The organism is Sphingopyxis macrogoltabida (assembly GCF_001314325.1).
In the GTDB taxonomy this organism is placed as follows: domain Bacteria; phylum Pseudomonadota; class Alphaproteobacteria; order Sphingomonadales; family Sphingomonadaceae; genus Sphingopyxis; species Sphingopyxis macrogoltabida.
In genome coordinates, this window is the sequence record NZ_CP009429.1 from 4,805,172 (window position 1) to 4,821,607 (window position 16,436).

The window sequence follows — 16,436 nt, forward strand, 5'->3', positions numbered from 1 at the left end:
ATCAAAAACGCTTGCTGATAGCGGCGCCGATCGTCCGGGGGCGCTGGACGGCCACCAGATTACTCGCCAGCGTCGTGGCGCCGAGTTGCGCGCGCTCGTCGCCGAGGTTGCGGACGAAGAGGCTGAACTCCCAGTCGTCGACCCGCACCCCGCCACGCAGGTTGACCAGCGTGTAGGACGGCAGGACATATTGCGCATAGACGAGGCTGCTCTGGAAACCCGAATAGCGTTTGCCGACGAAATTCGCGGACGCGCCGACGAAACCTTCCGCATCGCCCATCGGCCATTCGTAATCCGCCGACAAAGAACCGCTCCATTTGGGGTTCATCGGCATCGGGTCGCCCTTGGTGCCCAGCCCGCCTGGGATCGTTTCGTTGAGCTTGGCATCCGAATAGGCGAAGCTGCCCGACAGCGTCAGTCCGTCGGCGGGCTCGAGGCGCAGCGACGCCTCGACGCCGCGGCTCGTCGCGCTGCCGCCGTTGGTCTGCCCGTTGATTCCGTTCGCGATCGTCAGGATCTGGATATTCTTCCAGTCGATATTGTAGAGGCTGAGGTCGAAAAAGCCGCGCCCCTCCCAAAAGCTCGTCTTGACCCCCAGCTCGTAATCATAGGTCGTGTCAGGCTCGAAGGTCGTCGGCAGGCCGGGCACGATGATGTTCGGGCCGCCGGGGCGGAAGCCCGTCGCGAAGCGCGCATAAACCATGCTGCGCGGCGAGAATTTATAGCGGACGCTGGCAAGGTAGGTGACGACGCTGTCGCTGTCCTTCGCCAGGCCGGAGTCGGCAGGGGTCGGCGAGAAGCCGAAGTCGCCGAACAACGCGTTGAGCGCCGCCGCGTCGCTGCCCGAATAGAGCTGACGATAATCCTGATCGATGAACTGCACCCGGATGCCGCCGGTGATGTCGAGTTTGGGGGTGGGCGACCAGGTCGCGTTCCCGAAGCCCGCATATTCGGTGTAGTGCGTCAGCAGGTCATAGCGGACCAACGGCGAGAGATTGCCGGGACGCGGCCGGCCATTTTCGTCGTAGGACGAGACGACCTGCGCGTTCTGCGATTTCTCATGATTGTAGAACAGGCCGACGACCCATTTGAACGAGCCGTCGTCGGGCGAGGTCAGGCGCAGTTCCTGCGTGATCTTGTCGGTACCGAGTTCGACCGACACCGCCGGATTGGCCGGGGTCGGCAGCGTCACCCCGCCATAAAGCGGCAGGAAGTTCACGACGATGGCGCCCAGCCGTGCGGCGGTGAAGTCGACCAGATTGCGCGAATCCAGATTCTGGTAGCTGGTGATCGACGACAGGGTTGCCCAGTGCAGATCGGCGTCGACGTTCAGCGCGACCATGTTGAGCTTGCTGTTGTAGACCGGCAGTACGGCATCGTTGTTGACGAGATCGCCAGCCGCCGGCCGCTGCGTCGCCGGGTTGTAGACGACCAGATCCTGTTTTGATTCGACGCGCGAATAGAGGTCCGAAATCGTGACCCTGAGATCGGGCGTAAGCTCTGCCGCGAGCGCGATCCGGCCGCCGTAGGATTTGCGGTTGTTGAAATCCTCCCGGCCCGCCGCGACATTGTCGACGAAACCGCCGAGCGCGCTACCGAAGCCCCCAATCTGGAGCGCGACGCGGTCGGTCGCGAGCGGCGTGTTGACCATGGCGCGGAGCGTGCCGCCGAGTTCGCCTTTGCGTGTCGTCATGCCCTCGGCAAAGAAGCTGCCTTCGGTCTCGCCAAGATTTGGCTGTTTCAGGACATAATTCACGATGCCGCCGAGCGTGCTCGATCCATAGAGCGTGCCTTGCGGGCCGCGCAGCACCTCGACCTGCGTCAGCAGCGAGGGATCGAGTTCGGGCATATAGGAGCCGCCCGCGGCGCCGAACGCCGCCGGGCCGACCGGCGCGCCGTCGATCTGCAGCCCGACGGTCGAATTGCCGTCGTTGCCCGAGGTGATCCCGCGAATCGTCAGCGAGCCCGACCCGATGCCGCCCGCAATCTGCAGGCCGGGCGCCGACGCGCTCAAATCGCGGAGCGTGACCGCGCCGGCGGCCTGGAGTTGGTCGGCGCTCACGGCGGTGACGGCGACCGGGACGTCGCTCAATTTCTCCGAGCGCTTCTGCGCCGTCACGACGATTTCGCTGTCGTCGTCCGCCGATGCCGCAGAACCGGCGGACCTATCCTGCGCCCACGCAGCGCCGCCGGCCGCAAGCGCCGCCAAAGCGGCGCCGCAGCCGAACATGGTTTTCCACATAGCTGTCCGAACGATCATCTTGCGAGCTCCCTCCACCCGATCGGCGCTCGAGCCCGGATATTCACCCGCCCTGGCACCGAATCCATCCTATGCCCGCCGATTCTCTCGACTGCACAATTGTGCACTACACGATTGTGCATATTTTGCAAGCGGTCTATTCGAGTCGGGCAACAGACCGAAAGGCAATCCGACATGAGCGAATATTGGCACTCCTCCTCGCTGCCCGCGGCAACCGTTCCGATGAGCGGCCAGATCGACTTCCGCTCGGGGCTCAATGGGCGCGATTATTGCGTGCAGATCGCCTTCCCGGCCGGGGCGCCGCCCGAAGGCGGATATCCCGTGCTCTATGTTGTCGACGGCGACATGCACTTTCCGGCCTTTGTCTCCACCGCACGCATCCGCAGCCATACGCTCGAACTCGAACCGGCCGTTGTCGTCGGCATCGGCTATCCCGAATCGCGATCCGACCTCCTCGCCTGCCTCCAGCGCCGCAATGCCGATCTGACGCCGACGCAGGCGAGCAGCGAAGAGCAGGCGGGCATTTCCCGTCAGCTTGGCGGGCTCGCCGTCGATCGCTTCGGCGAGGCTGACATTTTCCTCGACATCATCGAAACCGAGATCAAACCGCGCGTCAGCGAACTGGTCCCGGTCGCGGCCGGACGCGACATACTGTTCGGACACTCGCTCGGCGGCATGTTCACGCTTCACGCACTTTTCACACGCCCGGCAATGTTCTCGACCTTTCTCGCCCTCAGCCCGTCAATCTGGTGGGACGGACAAGCGGTGCTGAAGGGCGAAGCCGGTTTCGTGCACCGGGTCCGCACGGGCGAAGCTGCCCCGAGGGTGTTCGTCGGCGTCGGCGAGCATGAGCAAGACCCCTCCTACATTCCCCAGATGCCGGCCGAAGCCGTGCTCCAGGCAGCGATGGTCGACAACGCGCAAAGCCTTGCCGAACGACTGGCGGCGGTCGAAGGTGCGGCGGGATATCGAGTCGAATCCAGGCTGTTCGCAGGCGAAACCCACACCGCCGTCGCAACGACCGCCATCAATGCGCTGCTCGACTTCGCCTTGCCCGGCCCGACGCCCAGGGCCCGCGCCGCGCTGGCAGCCTGAGGCTTGTGCCGGCGCGGCTCCGGTGCGAAAGCCGCAACACAAGACGAGAGAGGAATTGTCCGCCCGTGCCTGCGCTGCCTGCCGAGAACGCCCCGATCGACGATGCGGCCCAGCCGCTTTCGAAGGGCAAGGAGCGGCTGCTCGAAGCCGCGATCGAATTATTCGGCCGCGACGGGTTCGACGGCACCTCGGTTCGCGCGGTTGCCGACCGTGCGGGCGTCTCCTTTGCACTGATCCGCGTCGCCTTTGGATCGAAGGAAGGCCTCCGTGACGCGGCAGAAAAGATGGTCTTCGACGAGATATTCCGCCTCTCGACCTTCACCGGTTTCGTCAGCTCGTCGGACGAGGTGATCGGCTTTATCCGCGATCAGGCCGAACAATTCCGGCAGCTCAAGCCGAAGCTCGCCTTCATCCGGCGCTGCATCCTCGAGCAGCGGCCGGCGGCGAACGACTATATCCGCCGGATGATCGATCATCTGCGGGAGAACGGCATCTATCGCCTCAACCAGCAGCTTCCGGAGGATAGCTGGCTGCAGGATCCGATCCGCATGATCATGATCCGGCTCGGCTATTTCCTGCTGTCGCCCAATATCGAGCAACTGATGGGCGTCGACCTGATGTCGATGGAAGAAATTGAGCGCACTAACAGGGGCGAGGTGCGCCTGTGGCAGCTTATCGAAGCAGGCCTCCAGTTCGAGGCGATGCAGGCGAAAGGCAAAGCCTAGGCAGCGAGGAACGCCCGCATCGCCTTATCGGCCCCGTCGGGATCGTCGCGGTGCACGCCGTGCCCCGCATTGTCGAACACCAGCAACTGCGCCAGCCCGGCCGGGATTGCCGCCGCCATATCCTCACTGCACGGCACCGGCGTGATCGGGTCGTGCCGCCCCGCGAGAATGAGCGTCGGGCAGGCGATGCGCGCAAGAGCCGGCAATTGGTCCATCGTCCGCATCTCGCCGAGAAAGAAATGGCGCGCGACCTCGTGCCGGATGATCGCGCGGTCGCGGGCCGCCGCTGCGTCGGGATCGGCGGTGGTATTATAGAGCGGGATGCAGACGGAACGATATTCCTCCATCGCCGCATCGTCGGCTGTCGCAAACACGCGCTCCGCCACCTCCCGCGCATGGGCGCCGCCACGTTCCTCCATGATCGCATAGGTCGCGCGCAGGTCGAGCTTCGCCGCAGTCGAGGACAGGATCAGTTTTGCCGGATGATCGGGAAACTGGATGGCATAGGACATCGCGACCATCCCGCCGAACGAGACCCCGAATATGACGGGCTTTTCGATCCCGAGCGCTTCGCAGAAGGATTTCACATCCCTGCCCCACTGCCGCAATGTCCAGCTATCGGGCGCCCCGCTCGACCGTCCGTTGCCGCGATGATCGAGATAGACGACCTGATGCGTATCCGCATAGCGATCGAAATAGGGTCGCATCGGCGAATGATCGAAACCCGGCCCGCCGTGCAGCACGATCAAGGTGGGGCGCGCCTCCATCCGGCCTGCGGCGGCGTGTAACCCGGGCCCGGCGACATCGAAGAAAAGTCGGGCGCCTTCCACATTGACAATCATCATCACCTCCAATCGCTGCCGAAAAACCATATGCACAATTGTGCATAATGGCTAGCAAATTGTGGAGGTACTATCCGCGGGGGCGCCGAATGGCGCGAAGCCGGCAGGGCGTTTGCGAAGGAATGGCGGGCTCAGTCGCTTCCCCAAGCCGACGCCGATCCGGCGAAGAAGGCTCGCATTGGCGGTAAAGATATCGATGGCTGCAAAGATCGAAGCCGTTCCCCAGGCCCTTACAGTGGGGAAGGGTCGGCGGCGAGATCGCCTGCCCCCTGCCGCGAGCGATAGCTTGTGGCATCTGTCGTGAAGTGCGCCTTGCCATAACCGGCGAGCTGTTTTTCGATTTTCGCCACCAGCCGCCGGTCGGCAATATCGCGCAATCCCGGCAGCCGCGATGCCAGAGCGAAGAGCCCGATGCGGGCCGCCACGAAAGCTCCGGCAGCGCCAGCCACGATCAGGTCGCCGACGCCGATATCGACGCCGATCGCTGCGGCCTTGGCCCGGTCACCGCCCATGAAGCTCCGCAGGAAAAAGAGCTTCGCCATCGCCCGCTCGAAGAAGGCATGCACCGTTTCGGCGAGGCTATCGCTCGCCCGGAGGTCCGCGGCCATCGTCGCCCGCAAAAGCTCGCCGCAAATATTGTCGTCATAGTCCTGGCGCAGCGTCGCGGCACGGGTCGACATCAAGTCGACGATGCCCTGAGGGGTATCGGCAAGCAGTTCTTCGGGAAGGCCGAGCAGGAAGCAGCGATAACGGGCAAGCTCGACACGCGCGCGCTCTTCGCGGGTAAATTCGGTCCGCCCCTCGGCAATCATCTTGTACGACAGCAGAAAAATCGGAATCAGTCCGGCGGGCATCTGGTCGACCTGCGGAATCGGGAAGCCGTAGACGCGTTGGTCCCAGTCCCCGGGCCGCCGCAAGATGTTGGCCCGCACCATCGAATGCATCAGACGCACCATCGCGGCCGCCTTGAACCCCGGCCCGTACCGCTCCAGCGCGCCCGGAAGGACCGATGTCGAGAAGAAGGTGGCGGTCTCCTTGACCCGCCGGCCGGCGGTCTCGCTCGACAATGTGTTGGTGATCGCCATCGGCAGCGCCGAATATTTGTTCATGAACGTCGCAATGAAGGCGCCGCGAATGATGAAGGGCCCGAAATTGGCGGCGGAGTTCCGGTCTATCCGCGCGCCCTCCTCCACCAGTGCCATGTCGACCCAGTCGGGCTTGCGCTCCATGTCGGCGATAAAGGCAGCGAGTTCGGGCGGTGCCCCGGCCACGCTTTCGACGCCGCTGTCGCAAGCCTGGACGAGCATGTCGACGAGCGCGCGAAAGCCATATTGGCGCATCAGCGCGGCATAGGCGTCGGCGACCAGGTCGCCCATCATCGAATAGGCGCGGATCACCTCGACGCGCTCGCGATTCGACAGGATGGCCTGACGCTGCTTCTCGGTCGCCTCGCCAAGCTGCGTCACGTCGCCCGGCTGGTCGGCGAAGCGCTCCGGCACGACGGTAAAATCGAAGGAGCCGTACATGCCGGGATTCACGGCCTTCTGCGATTCCACTTTTGCCCAGAGGCTTTCCGTCGCAAGCTCGCTCATCGAGATTCGTCCTTCCATTCGGTTCCCGGATGATATGTATCATTTGATAGAAATTCAAGCAGGTTCAGCAATGCCACCCTCGACCGGGAAAAATACCCAGAAAACTGCCCCCATACGTTCGACCGACGGTGGCTATCGCAAGGGCGAGGAAACGCGGGTGCGCATTCTGCACGCGGCGCTCGCGGCATTCGGCAGCAAGGGATTTGCGGCTGTGACGACGCGCCAGATTGCCGAATCGGCCGGTACCAACCTGCCCGGACTCACTTATTATTTCGGCAACAAGGAAGGGCTCTATCTCGCCTGCGCGCATGAAATCGTCGCCTCTTTCCGCCGCGGCATCGGCGCCGTCGGCGAGGCGGCCGGCGGCGCATTGGCGCGGCCATTGGCGCGCGAGGACGCGGCAGGGCATCTCAAACAACTCTTCGCGGCGCTCGCGCATTTCCTCTTGTCCGAAGCGGGAGCCGAGGATCGCGCGATGTTCGTCCAGCGCGAAATGACCAGCCCCGGGCCGGCGTTCGAAATCCTCTACGCCGATCTATGGCAGCCGGGCATCGAACTCGCGGCGGCCCTTTTGGAGCGCGCTGCGGGAGGGCGCCTCTCGACCACGGACAGCAGGGTTCGCGCCGTGATGATGATCGCCAGCCTGACCGGTTTCCGCTCGGGACAGCGCGTCGTTGCCCGGACCGCGGGCGACGATGATCACGTCGCGCAAATCACGGCCGCTCTCAACGAGCAGATCGACGCGTTCTGCCGTTAGAATAGCGCTTGGCGAAACGCAGGGCAGCGAATTCGAACCCCGAGCCTGCTGCCGAGAGCCATTTAAAGCAATAAAATACCGAGGTAATGGCGCACCCGAAGGGATTCGAACCCCTGGCCTCTGCCTTCGGAGGGCAGCGCTCTATCCAGCTGAGCTACGGGTGCCGGTAGAGCGCGGCCTCTAGCAAGCCTGCAGCGCGCCAGCAATGGCCTATCGACCGGACCGCACAGATGTGCCAAGCCGAGCCGCGAAACGGGACCCGGAACGCGCGTGAAAGCATCCGAACAGCATTGGCCGATGGCCGCCGACCTGTATGGCGAGATGCAGCTCGAAGCGCATCCGCCCGCACGCCATCGTTGGCGCGACTATCTGCCCGGAGTGCTCGTCACCGCGATCGCCGCGCTCGCCGCCGCCTGGCTTGCCGATCATTATGCCGCGCCGATCGTGCTGATGGGACTGCTGATCGGGCTCGCGCTCAGTTTCCTGTCGCAGGATGCACGCACCCACGCCGGGCTCGACCTGATGTCGCAAACCGCGTTGCGGATCGGCATCGTTCTGGTCGGCGCACGCGTCACCGCGCAGCAGCTTGCCGAACTCGGGCCGCTGCCCTTCGCGCTGCTCCTCATCATCATGCTCGCGGTGATCGTCGTTACCGTCTCGACCGCGCGGCTGTTCGCGCAGGACCGCCATGCCGCGCTGCTGGCGGGCGGCGCCACCGCGATCTGCGGCGCGTCGGCGGCGCTCGCGCTTTATTCGCTGATCGGCGACAAGCGCGTCGATCAGGCGCGCTTCACGCTGACGCTGGTCGGGATCACCGTCGCGAGCGCGCTGGCGATGACGCTCTATCCGGTGCTCGCGGCGCAGCTTGGCCTGACCGATGCACAGGCGGGTTTCCTGATCGGCGCCTCGATCCACGACGTGGCGCAGGCGATCGGCGGCGGCTTCTCCTTCTCGCCGCAAGCGGGCGAGGTCGCGACGATCGTCAAGCTCGCGCGCGTCGCGCTGCTCGCGCCGATGCTGATGCTCGTCGCGCTATGGCTCGGCCGCAGCGGCGAAAGCGACGGAAAGATCCGTATCCCGCTACGCCTCCCGTGGTTCATTGTCGGCTTTCTCGCCGTCGCCGCGGTCAATTCGCTCGTCGCGATCCCGAAACCGGTGCAGGGCGCCGCCGCCACCGGCGCGCAGGCGCTGCTCCTGCTCGCGATCGTCGCCACCGCGATGAAGGCGCGGCTGCACCTGCTGCTCGATCAGGGATGGCGCAGTTTCGCGCCGATCATCGTCGCGACGCTGACCAGCTTCCTGCTCTCGCTCGCCGCGGCGCTCAGCCTGTGACGCCGCGACGTCACACTAAATAGCGGAAATCATTCTTTCGGGAGCGCCCAGCTTACCGTGAGCTGCGTTGCCCGGCGCGGGATGTCGAGCTTGGCCTCGCTGAAATTGACCTTCTCGTTCGGCGGCAGCATGCGCACCGGCGGCTTGATCGTCCAGCTATAGACGATCGTCCCCTGCGCATCGCGCAGCTCGGCGAGGATCGGCGGCACGCGCTGTTCGCGGTCGGTCGGGTTGATGATCACCCCCGACGCGGCGAAATAGATCGTCCCGTCGGCGAGTTCGCGATGGTCCTGATTGGGCGGGAGCTCGATCACGAGGTCGGGCTCGTCAGCCATGCCCGGAATGCCGAGCCCCTGTGCCCAGCCCGGCAGCCCGAACCAATAGAGCGCGCCGGTGGCGGCGATCATCAGCACCGCGGCACTCGCGGCGATCAGCGTCCAGCGCTTCGCCGGATTGCGCCGCGGGCGCCGGAAAGGCAGGGGCGCCTCGCTCGCAGCAACCGCCGGGGCGGGCCGCGGCGCGGGTTCGGCGGCAAAGGCCTCGGGCGGCGGCGCCGGAGCCGGTTCGACGACCGGGGTGGGCGCGGGGGGCGGAGGCTCGACCGGGGGAGGAGAAGCCGGAGCTGCCGGGGCCGGCGCCGATGCAGTAGGCGCGGCTTCAGCCGGCGTCGCACTCGTGACCGGCGGTGCCACCGTCGCCGCGGCGGCGGGTTCCTGGAACCAGCTATGCCGGCAATTGGCGCATCGGACGGTGCGGCCATTGGGTCCGATTGCCGTATCGGGCACGACATACCGCGTATGACAGGACGGGCAGGCAAGGATCATGCGTCACTCTAAACACGCTGATTCGCACCGTTGCAAGCGCCGCGTCGCGACAGCGAGGTTACTCCCCACTTTACCTCGCCCGGCAGCCGTGTAACAGGCAGCGAATGAGCGCCGCAGCGCCCCCGAACCTTATTCCGACGCCCGCGCGGCCTGACGCGCGCGTGACGCCATGACCGACGCCCTCAGCCCGCGCCCGGGCGGCGCGATGGTCGAATTCAACGGTGTCGGGCTACGCTACGGTCCCGATGCCGAAGTGCTTTCGGACATCAGCTTCAACCTTCAGCCGGGCAGCTTCTATTTCCTCACCGGCGCTTCGGGCGCGGGCAAGACCTCGCTGCTCAAGATGCTCTATCTCGCGCAGCGGCCGAGCCGCGGCATCGTGCGGCTGTTCGGCGAGGATCTGGTCAGCATGCCGCGCCACCGCCTGCCCGGCTTTCGCCGCCGTATCGGCGTCGTCTTCCAGGACTTCCGCCTGATCCCCCATCTGTCGGCGCGCGACAATATCGCGCTGCCGCTGCGCATCGCGGGGGTGAGCGAAGAGGATCTGTCGGGACCGGTTGGCGAGATGCTGAGCTGGATCGGCCTCGACGAACGCGCCGATGCGCGCCCCGCGACGCTGTCGGGCGGTGAGCAACAGCGCGTCGCGATCGCGCGCGCGGTGATCGCGCGGCCGCAATTGCTGGTCGCCGACGAACCGACGGGTAACGTCGATCCCGACATGGCGATGCGCCTGCTCGGGCTGTTCGAGGCATTGAACCGCCTCGGCACGACCGTCGTCGTCGCGACCCACGATATCCATCTGATCAGCCGTATCGACAATGCGCAGATGATGCGGCTCGAAAAGGGGCGGCTCGCCGATCCGACCGGCGCGCTGCGCTATCCGCCGAATCGCGCATGATCATCCCCCGCGTTCCCGTCCAGCACCGCCGCCTGCTCCCCGACCGCCGCCTGTCGGGACCGACGCCGTGGGTCATCGCGATATTGATGATGCTGACCCTGCTTGCCGCCGCCGCCGGGGTCGGCCTCGCGCGCTCGGCAAATGCGATCGGCAGTGCGATCGCCGGCCGGGTGACGGTGCAGATCGTTACCGCCAATCCGGTGGCCCGCGCCGAACAGGCGGCGGCGCTCCGCCGCCGCGCCGCCGCGCAATCCTTTGTCCGCTCGGCGCGCAGCGTCGACCAGCAGGAACTGCGGGCGACGCTCGGCCAGTGGTTCGGCGGCGAGGACGGCGGCGCGGGGGGCGACGACCCGGTGCTGCGTTCGCTGCCCCTGCCCGCATTGGTCGATATCGACTTCGTCGGCGAGGATCGCGCCGGGCATATGGAAGCGCTACGCACGCTCGTCGCCCAGGAAGCCCCCGGTGCGCGCATCATCCCGCACGCGGAATGGCTGGGGCCCGTCGCGCGGCTGATCCGCAGCCTCGCGTGGGTCGCGGGCGCCCTCGTGCTGCTAATGACACTCGCGAGCGCCGCCGTCGTGATCATGACCGCGCGCGCCGCGCTCGGCACCCATTATGCGACTATCGAGATGCTGCACCTGATCGGCGCGACCGACCGCCAGATCACCCGCCTGTTCCAGCGCCGCATCGCGATCGACACCGCTTACGGGATCGCGCTTGGCAGTGTCGTCGCGGCGGCGATCTTGCTGTTGATCGGCTGGCAATGGTCGGGGGTCACGTCGGGGCTCGCCGCGACCGCGTCGCTGGGTCCGGCGGGCTGGGCGCTCTTGCTGGCGTTGCCGCTATTGGCTATCGCGCTCGCAGCCCTGACGGCGCGCCAGACCCTGCTCGCCGCGCTCAAGAAGATTTTATGATCAAGCGCCTGCTTTCCCTCCTGTTCCTGGCCTGGGTGCTCGGCTTCGCATGGTTCGCGCTGCTGCTGCCGCTCCCCGCCAAGGCCGAAAAGACCGACGCCATCGTCGTCCTCACCGGCGGCCCGGGCCGGATCGACCGCGCGCTCGAGCGGCTCGAGGCGGGCGACGCCAAGCGCCTGTTGATCAGCGGCGTTGCGCGCGAGGTGAAGCCCAGGGAGCTCGCCGCCGAATATAAGCGCCCCGAAGAATTGTTCGATTGCTGCATCGCACTGGGTTTCGAGGCCGAAGACACGCGGTCGAACGCGACCGAAGTGGCGACATGGGTTGCACGGCGGGGCTACAAGAGCATCCGCCTGATCACCACCGACTGGCATATGCGCCGCGCCGAATATGAGATCGGCCGCGCGATCGGCGACAAGGTGACGATCCTTCCCGATGCGGTACGCAGCCAGCCCAATTTCGCGACATTGTTCCGCGAATATCATAAATATCTCGCGGGGCTGGCGGGCGGGCTGCTCGGCCTGTAAACGCCCTTTCGTGCGCTACACCATCGCCCTCCTCCGCTCGATCCTGTTCTGGCTGCTGTTCGTCCTGATGAGCAGCTTCAGCTCGATCGGCGCGGTGATCTCGCTGCCGGTCTCGCACAAGGCGACGATCTGGTTCGTGCGCATCTGGGCGCAGTTCCACCGGCTGATCTGCCGCTTCGTGCTTGGCCACAAGATCGTCGTCGATGGCGAGATGCCCGACATTCCCGTCCTCTATGTCTTCAAGCATGAAGGCGCGTTCGAGACGATCGAGCAGCCGGGACTCTTCAGGCATCCTGCGGTGTTCGCCAAGGAACAATTGTTCAATATTCCCGTCTGGGGGCAGGCGGCGCATTTCTATGGCCTGATTCCGGTCGACCGCGACGGCGGCGGCAAGGCGATGCGCGCCATGCTGAACGCTGCCAAGGCCGCGCTCGCCAAGGGCCGCCCGCTGGTGCTGTTCGCCGAAGGAACACGCATTCCGCATGGCGAAGCGCCGCCGCTGCGCTCGGGCTTCGCGGGCATCTACCGCCTGCTCGGCGTGCCGGTGATCCCCGTCGCGGTGAACAGTGGCATCGCCTATCCGCCGCGCCGCTGGGTCAAATGGCCGGGGACGATCACCTACAAGATCGGTGAAACCATCCCCGCCGGCCTGCCGCGCGAGGAGGCCGAGGACCGCGTGTGGCGCGCGATCAATGCGCTGAACCCGCCCGAAGCGCTGCTGGCGGGCAAGGCTTCGGCCTGAATCGCCCTTAGTGTTTCCGCCCGAAGTCGGGCGCGGCGTCATCCTGTCCCTGCTCGATGATCGAACGGCGGATCGCGCGCGTCCGCGTGAACCAGTCCTCGAGCTTGCCGGCATCGCCGCGGCGGATCGCCTGCTGGAGCACGGTCAGATCCTCGTTGAAGCGCTGCAGCGTCGCGAGCACCGCTTCCTTGTTGGCGAGGAAGACGTCGCGCCACATCACGGGATCGCTCGCCGCGATGCGCGTGAAGTCGCGGAAACCGCCCGCCGAATATTTGATCACCTCGCTCTCGGTCACTTCCTCGAGCTCGCTGGCCGTGCCGACGATCGTATAGGCGATGAGGTGCGGCAGGTGGCTGGTCACCGCGAGCACCATGTCGTGGTGCGCCGCGTCCATCGTCTCGACCCGGGCACCGAGCGCCTGCCAGAAACCGGCGAGCGCCGCGACGGCATCCTCGGGCGCACCGGCGCCCGGGGTGACGATGCACCAGCGGCCCTCGAACAGGCTCGCGAACCCCGCTGCCGGACCGCTGTTCTCGGTCCCTGCGACCGGGTGCGCCGGAATGACGATATGGCCGGGCAGCGCGGCGCCGAGCGCGGCGGCAACCCCCGCCTTCGACGAACCGACGTCCGAAATGATCACGCCGTCGCGGAGGCCCGGCGCCACCGCGCGCGCCGCATCGGCCATGCCGCCGACGGGGACGGCAAAGATGACGAGGTCGGCGTCGGCGACCGCAGCGGCCGGCGCATCGGCGATTATGTCACAGAAGCCGAGTTCGCGTGCGATGTCGCGCACCTCGGCCTTGGCGTCATGGCCGACGACCGTCACCTGCGGCAACCGCTCCTTGACGGCGCGCGCGACCGAGGAGCCGATCAGGCCCAACCCGACGATGGCGACGCGCTCTATCGCCATCAGCCGTTCAGCGCGGCGCGGATCGCCGCCGCGAGCCCGCGCGTTTCATCCTCGGTGCCGATCGTCATGCGCAGCGCCTGCGGAATTCCCTGCCCCGGCAACCAGCGGACGATATAGCCCGCCTCCATCAGCCGGTTATAGACGGTCTCGGCGCTCGTCTCGCCCTCGAACAGCACGAGCAGGAAATTGCATGCCGACGGCACGACGCGAATCCCGTGATTGCCGAGGCTTTCGAGCTCGCCGGTCAACCACGCCCGCCACTTCGCATTATGCTCGCGGCTGTGCGTCACGAAGTCGTCGTCGCCGAGCGCCGCGACCGCCGCGGCCTGTCCGGCGCGCGTGACGTTGAACGGCAGGCGGATCCGGTGCAGCGCCGAAATCACCTCCGCCGCCGCATAGCCCCAGCCGATGCGCTCGGCGGCAAGCCCGTGAATCTTGGAAAAGGTGCGCGTGACGAACACATTGGGCTGCGTCTTCGCGAGCTCGAGCCCGCCATCGTCCTCGGCCTCCGACAGATATTCGCTATAGGCCTGATCGATCACGAACAGGACATTCTTCGGCAACCCGGCATAGAGGCGCGCGACCTCTTCGCGCGTCGCGAGCGTGCCCGTCGGATTGTTCGGGTTGGCAAGATAGACGACGCGCGTCTTGTCGGTCACCGCGGCGAGCAGCGCGTCGACGTCGGTCGCATAATCGCGGTCGTCGGCCTCGACCGGCACCGCGCCGACCCGGCGCGCAGCGATCTCGTAGACCGCAAAGCCGTAACGGACATAGAGGATCTCGTCCCCCGCCCCGGCATAGGTTCCCGCGGCGAGGTGGAGCAGTTCGTCCGACCCGTTGCCGCAGATCACCCGCTCCGGGTCGAGCCCGAATTTCGCCGCGATCGTCTCGCGCAACTGGGCCGAACCCGGATCGGGATAACGCGACAGCGCGTCGGAAGCCGCCTGCGCCGCCGCGAAAGCGGCGCGCGCCTTTTCGCCAGTGCCGAGCGGATTTTCGTTCGCCGAAAGCTTGATGAGGGGACGACCGTCGGCACCCGCCGACTTGCCCGGCACATAGGGCGCGATACCGCTGATCCACGGCTTGGGGGTGAGGATGGCGCTGCTGTCGGTCATGCGGCGCCGTTTAGCGGCTGCACGCGCCAAGTCCAGCGCATTGACAGCACTCCCGCACCCGCTTAGCCCCGCGCCTGTCATGGCGAGCCTGCTCCACCAGATCCAGCACCAGAGCGTGACGATTGCCGCGCCGCTGCCGCTCGACAGCGGACAGATCTTGCCGTCGGTGACGATCGCCTATCAAAGCTATGGCACGCTCGCCGCCGACCGGGCGAATGCGGTGCTCGTCTGCCACGCGCTCACCGGCGACCAATATGTCGCGAGCGACCATCCCGCGACGGGCAAGCCCGGCTGGTGGGCGCGCATGGTCGGCCCCGGCAAGCCGATCGACACCGACCGCTATTTCGTCCTCTGCGCCAATGTGCTCGGCAGTTGCATGGGGTCGAGCGGCCCCGCGAGCCCCGATGCGGCGACCGGCGCGCCGCTCGGCATGCATTTCCCCGTCATCACTATCGCCGACATGGTGCGCGCGCAGGCGATGCTGCTCGATCATCTCGGCATCGACCGCCTGCATGCGGTCGTCGGCGGCTCGATGGGCGGGATGCAGGCGCTCGCGTGGACCGCCCATTATCCCGAACGCCTAGGCTCGGCGATCGTCATCGCCAGCGCGGCACGCCATTCGGCGCAGAACATCGCGTTCCACGAAGTCGGGCGGCAGGCGATCATGGCCGACCCCGACTGGCAGGACGGCCAATATTACGGCAGCCGCCGCGCCCCGGCCAAGGGCCTCGCGGTCGCCCGGATGGCGGCGCATATCACCTATCTTTCCGAAGCGGGGCTGACCGAGAAGTTCGGCCGCCGCCTGCAGGCGCGCGACATCAAGAGCTTCGGCTTCGACGCCGATTTCCAGATCGAATCCTATCTGCGGCACCAGGGGCTCGCCTTTACCGACCGCTTCGACGCCAACGCCTATCTCTATATCACGCGCGCGATGGACTATTTCGACCTCGCCGACGCGCACGACGGGCGGCTCGCCGGTGCCTTCACCGGCGCGAAGGATGTGCGCTTCACACTCGTCAGCTTCGACACCGACTGGCTCTATCCGACCGCCGAATCGCGCCGCATTGTCCAGGCGCTGCAAAGCGTCGGCGCGGCGGCGAGCTTCGTCGAGCTGTCGGCGCCGTTCGGGCACGACTCGTTCCTCCTCGACGTCCCCGCGCTCGACCGGCTCGTCGCCGGCGCCCTCGGCAGCGGCGGCTGACATGGCGCTGCGCCCCGACCTTGCGATCATCGCCGGCGCCGTGCCGTCCGGCGCGCGCGCGCTCGACATCGGTTGCGGCGACGGCGAGCTGATGGCGGCGCTGCGCGACAAGGGCGTCGACGCGCGCGGGCTCGAAATCGACCCCGCGAACGTCACCGCGGCGATCGCGCGGGGCCAGTCGGTCGTGCAGGGCGACGCCAACCGCGACCTCGCCGACTATCCGGGCGACGCGTTCGACTATGCGATCCTGTCGCAGACGCTGCAGACGACCGAGCGTCCCGACCGCGTCGTCGACGAGCTGCTGCGCATCGCGCCGCGCGCCTTCGTCAGCTTTCCTAATTTCGCGCACTGGCGCATCCGCCTCGCGCTTTTGTGGGGCGGACGCATGCCGGTGACGCGGCTGATCCCGGTCGCCTGGTATGCGACCCCCAATATCCACCATGTCACGGTCAGCGATTTTCGCGACCTGCTGCGCGAAAAGGGCATCGCGGTCGAGGCGGCATGGTATCTGTCGGGCGACAAGCCGACGAGCGACGCCGCCGCAAGCTGGCGCGCGGAACATGCGATTTTCCTGATTTCGCGTACTTAAATCCCCTTCCGCTTGCGGGAGGGGCAGCGAGGCTTGCGAGCTTGCTCGCTCGTCGCAGCGGGGCGGGCGAATGCGACGTCGCTGCCCACCCCTAACCCCTCCCGCAAGCGGGA

General features: G+C 66.4%; 16 protein-coding genes and 1 tRNA gene. 10 read left to right on the forward strand and 7 right to left on the reverse strand.

All coding sequences use genetic code 11. The features are described 5' to 3' along the window. Position 1 precedes the first annotated feature (1 nt). On the reverse strand, positions 2-2,260 hold the full coding sequence (locus LH19_RS23120; protein ID WP_082396081.1) for a TonB-dependent receptor: 2,259 nt from the start codon (positions 2,258-2,260) through the stop codon (positions 2-4). Positions 2,261-2,434: 174 nt separating this feature from the next. Here LH19_RS23120 and LH19_RS23125 point away from each other — a divergent pair, with 174 nt between their 5' ends. Next, the gene (locus LH19_RS23125; protein WP_054732038.1) at positions 2,435-3,355 is read left to right on the forward strand and encodes an alpha/beta hydrolase; all 921 of its coding nucleotides are present in this window, start codon (positions 2,435-2,437) and stop codon (positions 3,353-3,355) included. A gap of 65 nt (positions 3,356-3,420) precedes the next feature. Next, complete coding sequence (locus LH19_RS23130) at positions 3,421-4,080, forward strand: TetR/AcrR family transcriptional regulator (RefSeq protein ID WP_054732039.1); 660 nt, start codon at positions 3,421-3,423, stop codon at positions 4,078-4,080. On the opposite strand, the gene LH19_RS23135 is transcribed toward LH19_RS23130, so the two are convergent. Together LH19_RS23135 and LH19_RS23140 are read right to left on the reverse strand one after the other, a co-directional pair. Then, a complete protein-coding gene (locus tag LH19_RS23135) occupies positions 4,077-4,925 on the reverse strand; it encodes an alpha/beta fold hydrolase (protein ID WP_158514476.1) in 849 nt (282 codons plus the stop codon). The genes LH19_RS23130 and LH19_RS23135 overlap by 4 nt on opposite strands. 227 nt (positions 4,926-5,152) lie before the next feature. Then, entirely contained in the window at positions 5,153-6,514 is a 1,362-nt protein-coding gene (locus tag LH19_RS23140) for an oxygenase MpaB family protein (RefSeq protein ID WP_054734191.1), read from the reverse strand. Between the two features lie 70 nt (positions 6,515-6,584). On the opposite strand from LH19_RS23140, the gene LH19_RS23145 reads away from it, so the two are divergent. After that, positions 6,585-7,271 carry a CerR family C-terminal domain-containing protein gene (locus tag LH19_RS23145; protein ID WP_054732041.1) on the forward strand — a complete coding sequence of 229 codons (687 nt, stop codon included), beginning with the start codon at positions 6,585-6,587 and terminating at the stop codon, positions 7,269-7,271. 87 nt (positions 7,272-7,358) lie between these two features. On the opposite strand, the gene LH19_RS23150 is transcribed toward LH19_RS23145, so the two are convergent. Then, positions 7,359-7,435, reverse strand: a tRNA-Arg gene (locus LH19_RS23150). A gap of 106 nt (positions 7,436-7,541) precedes the next feature. Here LH19_RS23150 and LH19_RS23155 point away from each other — a divergent pair. Further along, positions 7,542-8,603, forward strand: a complete 1,062-nt coding sequence (locus LH19_RS23155) for a YeiH family protein (RefSeq protein ID WP_082396085.1) — start codon at positions 7,542-7,544, stop codon at positions 8,601-8,603. Between the two features lie 29 nt (positions 8,604-8,632). Here LH19_RS23155 and LH19_RS23160 read toward each other — a convergent pair whose 3' ends face one another. Continuing rightward, positions 8,633-9,427, reverse strand: coding sequence for a zinc-ribbon domain-containing protein (locus tag LH19_RS23160; RefSeq protein WP_054732043.1), 795 nt, complete (start codon positions 9,425-9,427; stop codon positions 8,633-8,635). A gap of 169 nt (positions 9,428-9,596) precedes the next feature. Between LH19_RS23160 and ftsE the strand changes: the two genes are divergently transcribed. Genes ftsE through LH19_RS23180 form a run of 4 tightly spaced genes read left to right on the forward strand, consistent with a single transcriptional unit; the run spans position 9,597 to position 12,508 of the window. Further along, positions 9,597-10,325 carry a cell division ATP-binding protein FtsE gene (ftsE, locus tag LH19_RS23165; protein WP_054732044.1) on the forward strand — a complete coding sequence of 243 codons (729 nt, stop codon included), beginning with the start codon at positions 9,597-9,599 and terminating at the stop codon, positions 10,323-10,325. Further along, entirely contained in the window at positions 10,322-11,239 is a 918-nt protein-coding gene (locus LH19_RS23170) for a cell division protein FtsX (RefSeq protein WP_054732045.1), read from the forward strand. Before ftsE ends, LH19_RS23170 begins: the two co-directional genes overlap by 4 nt. Next, positions 11,236-11,766: a YdcF family protein gene (locus tag LH19_RS23175; RefSeq protein ID WP_054732046.1), complete on the forward strand. Its 531-nt coding sequence runs from the start codon at positions 11,236-11,238 to the stop codon at positions 11,764-11,766. Before LH19_RS23170 ends, LH19_RS23175 begins: the two co-directional genes overlap by 4 nt. Positions 11,767-11,776: 10 nt before the next feature. Continuing rightward, the gene (locus LH19_RS23180) at positions 11,777-12,508 is read left to right on the forward strand and encodes a lysophospholipid acyltransferase family protein (protein ID WP_082396088.1); all 732 of its coding nucleotides are present in this window, start codon (positions 11,777-11,779) and stop codon (positions 12,506-12,508) included. A 7-nt stretch (positions 12,509-12,515) separates the two neighbouring features. Here LH19_RS23180 and LH19_RS23185 read toward each other — a convergent pair whose 3' ends face one another. Both LH19_RS23185 and hisC read right to left on the reverse strand, forming a co-directional pair. After that, positions 12,516-13,421: a prephenate/arogenate dehydrogenase family protein gene (locus tag LH19_RS23185; RefSeq protein ID WP_054732047.1), complete on the reverse strand. Its 906-nt coding sequence runs from the start codon at positions 13,419-13,421 to the stop codon at positions 12,516-12,518. Then, positions 13,418-14,533, reverse strand: coding sequence for a histidinol-phosphate transaminase (gene hisC, locus LH19_RS23190; protein ID WP_054732048.1), 1,116 nt, complete (start codon positions 14,531-14,533; stop codon positions 13,418-13,420). The genes LH19_RS23185 and hisC overlap by 4 nt, the downstream gene beginning before the upstream one ends. Before the next feature lie 79 nt (positions 14,534-14,612). Here hisC and metX point away from each other — a divergent pair, with 79 nt between their 5' ends. Then, complete coding sequence (metX, locus tag LH19_RS23195) at positions 14,613-15,734, forward strand: homoserine O-acetyltransferase MetX (protein WP_054732049.1); 1,122 nt, start codon at positions 14,613-14,615, stop codon at positions 15,732-15,734. 1 nt (position 15,735) lies between these two features. Continuing rightward, entirely contained in the window at positions 15,736-16,323 is a 588-nt protein-coding gene (gene metW, locus LH19_RS23200) for a methionine biosynthesis protein MetW (protein WP_054732050.1), read from the forward strand. Positions 16,324-16,436 lie beyond the last annotated feature (113 nt).